General features: G+C 71.5%; 1 protein-coding gene. It reads right to left on the minus strand.

Annotation, left to right across the window (positions count from 1 at the left end):
* On the minus strand, positions 1 to 2769 hold a 2769-nt coding region (locus BIV24_RS28220; protein WP_143064682.1), incomplete at both ends, for a non-ribosomal peptide synthetase.

A 2769-nucleotide genomic window follows, 5' to 3' on the forward strand; every position in this document is an offset into this window, starting at 1 on the left:
CACCGATCGGCCGCTCCGGATCGGCGACCACAGCCTCCAGCAGCCGCGTCCAACGAGCGAACAGCGTCTCCACCGTGCCACGGTCGAACAGATCGGTGGCGTACTCGACCGCCCCGGAGATGCCGGCGGGCGCACCGCCGTCGCCGGAGCGCTCGAAGAGGCTGATGCCAAGGTCGAACTTCGCGGTACCGGTGGGCGCCGCTACGTGCGAAACCCGCAGACCCGGCAGGTCGAAGTCGCCCATGGGTGCGTTCTGCAGGGCGAACATGACTTGGAAGAGAGGGTGGTGGGCCAGCGACCGGGTGGGGTTGACCACCTCCACCAGGTGCTCGAAGGGCACGTCCTGGTGCGCGAACGCCTCCAGCGCGGTCTCCCGTACCCGGCCCAGCACCTCCGTGAACGAAGGGTCACCGGACAGATCGGTTCGCATGACGAGGGTGTTGACGAAGAACCCGACCAGATCGTCCAGGGCCTCGTCGGTGCGCCCCGCAATAGGGCTGCCGACGGCGATGTCGGTGCCCGCGCCGAGCCGGCCCAGCAGCGCCGCCAGCGCGGCCTGGAGGACCATGAACATGCTGGCGCCCGAACGGCGGGCCAGCTCGGCCAGCCCGGCGTGCAGATCGGTGCCCACCTCGACGAGGAGAAGCCCGCCCCGGTACGAGGCGACAGCGGGGCGCGGCCGGTCCGTCGGCAGCGCGATCCGCTCGGGCAGGTCGGTCAGCTGCTCGGTCCAATACGACAGTTGGCGGGCGAAGACGCTCTTCTCGTCGCCGGGGTCGCCGAGCAGGTCCCGCTGCCACAGGGTGTAGTCCGCGTACTGCACCGGCAACGGTGGCCAGTCCGGCTTGCCTCCCTCGCAGCGGGCCGTGTAGGCCGTCGCGAGGTTCTGGGAGAGCGGACCGGTCGACCACCCGTCACCGGCGATGTGGTGGATCACGACCAGCAGCACGTGCTCGTTCCGCGTCAGTTCGAACAGCTCGGCGCGCAGCGGAGGTTCGCTCGCCAGATCGAACGGGCGCCGGGCGGCCTCTGCGAGCCGGTCGGGCAGAGCATCATGACTGGTCACGGTCAGTCGTACCCGCGGTCGGGCCTCGTCGGCGTCCAGCACCCGCTGGTACGGCACCCCGTCGCTCTCGGCGAATACCGTCCGCAGGCTCTCGTGACGGGCCACCACATCGGCCAGTGCGCCGCGCAGCGCCTGCTGGTCGAGGTCGCCCGTGAGCCGCAACGCGAGCGGAATGTTGTACGTGGCGCTCGCGCCCTCCATGCGGTGCAGGAACCACAGGCGGCGCTGCGCGAAGGAGAGCGGGACCCGCTCGGGGCGCTCGGCGGCGGTCAGCGCGGGACGCGCCTGCCCCGCGTCGTCGAGCGCCGCGGCGAGCCCTGCCACGGTCGGCGCCTCGAACAGGGTGCGCAGGCTGAGCTCGGCACCGAGGACCGTACGGACACGGGCGGCCAGCCGGGTGGCCAGCAAGGAGTGGCCGCCCAGGTCGAAGAAGCCGTCGTCCACACCGACGTCGGATGCCCCGAGCATTTCGGCGAAGAGTTCGCACAGGATCTGCTCCCGAGGTGTGCGGGGCGCCCGCCCGGATCCGGCCCCGCCGAACTCCGGCTCGGGGAGGGCGGCGTGGTCGAGCTTGCCGTTGGGCGTCAGCGGCAGGGCGTCGAGCGTGACGATCGCCGACGGCACCATGTAATCCGGGAGCCGCTCGCGCAGGTAGGCACGCAACCGCTCGGGCTCTTCGGTCGTGGACACCGCATAGGCCACCAGCCGGTCCTGGCGAGCGACCACCGCGGTCTGTGCGACCTGCGGGTGGCTGGTCAGTGCGGCCTCGATCTCGCCGGGTTCGATGCGGAAGCCGCGGATCTTGACCTGCTGGTCGGCACGGCCGACGTACTCGAGGTTGCCGTCGGTGCGTCGGCGTACGAGGTCGCCGGTGCGGTACATGCGGCTGCCTGCCGGGCCGTACGGGTCCGCGACGAACCGTTCGGCGGTGAGGCCTGGGCGGCCCAGGTAGCCGCGGGCGAGTCCGGCCCCGGCCACGTACAGTTCGCCGGGGACACCGGGCGGAACCGGTTGCAGTCGTTCGTCGAGGACGTGGACCCGGGTGTTGGCGATGGGGCGGCCGATGGGTGGTACCTGGCCGCAGGGGGTCAGGGGCTCGCTCATCGTCGCGCACACCGTGGTCTCGGTCGGGCCGTACGCGTTGATCATGCGGCGGCCGGGCGCCCACCGCTCGACCAGCTCGGGAGAGCACGCCTCACCCGCGACGACCAGCGTCGACGGCGTCAGGTCGGTCGCGCCGAACGTGGCCAGGGCCGAGGGCGGCAGGGTGACGTGGGTGACGCCGAGGTCACGGTCCGCGAGAGCCCTCAGGGGTTCCTCGGCAGGTGCCAGTACCAGGGCCCCACCGGTCAGCAGGGCGCTGCACAGGTCCCAGAACGAGGCGTCGAAACTGGGCGAGGAGACCTGGAGCACCCGGCTTTTCCCGTCGAGCCCGAGGCGTTCCACCTGTGCCGCGACGAGGCTGGAGACGCCCGCGTGGCTGACGGCGACGCCCTTGGGGCGGCCGGTCGAGCCGGAGGTGTAGATCACGTATGCGGGATGGCGCACGTCGAGCCTCACGGCCGGGTCGGTGTCGGGATTGCCATGGGCGGTGACCATGGCGGGGTCGTCCACGACCAGCACAGGCTCGGCGTCGTCCAGCATGAACGCGATCCGCGAGTGCGGATATCCGGGATCGATCGGCAGATACGCGGCTCCCGCCT

This window comes from Streptomyces colonosanans (assembly GCF_001866645.1).
GTDB lineage: Bacteria > Actinomycetota > Actinomycetes > Streptomycetales > Streptomycetaceae > Streptomyces > Streptomyces colonosanans.